The sequence below is a fragment of the Bradyrhizobium campsiandrae genome, assembly GCF_014529705.1.
In the GTDB taxonomy this organism is placed as follows: Bacteria; Pseudomonadota; Alphaproteobacteria; order Rhizobiales; family Xanthobacteraceae; genus Bradyrhizobium; species Bradyrhizobium campsiandrae.
Genome location: NZ_JAANIH010000417.1, coordinates 1 through 242, shown reverse-complemented (window position 1 = coordinate 242; position 242 = coordinate 1). Strand labels below are relative to the sequence as shown.

Below are 242 nucleotides of genomic sequence, written 5' to 3'. Positions count from 1 at the left end.
CCGGACTTCGAAGGACAATCGCTCCTACCACTCGGTCAAGCTCGACGATCCGTCCTTCACGGCGCCCATCTACGCCAACCTCTTCGAAGGCGACGATGGCGAGTGTGCGCTGATCTGGTCGCGCTGATCCGCAGGCCTTGCGGCGCCTCGCCTCGAGCGAGGCGCCGCGGCTTCTCTCCACGGGATTATGCGGAGTGTCGCCGCCACAAAAGCCCTTGAAAACCGCGGCCACCAGCCAACGA

At 64.5% G+C, this 242-nt stretch carries 1 protein-coding gene; it reads left to right on the top strand.

The window, feature by feature from the left end:
• Positions 1–127 (top strand): DUF736 family protein (locus G8O24_RS43735; RefSeq protein WP_188108500.1); only part of this gene is annotated, 127 nt, incomplete at its 5' end.
• Between the last annotated feature and the right edge of the window lie 115 nt (positions 128–242).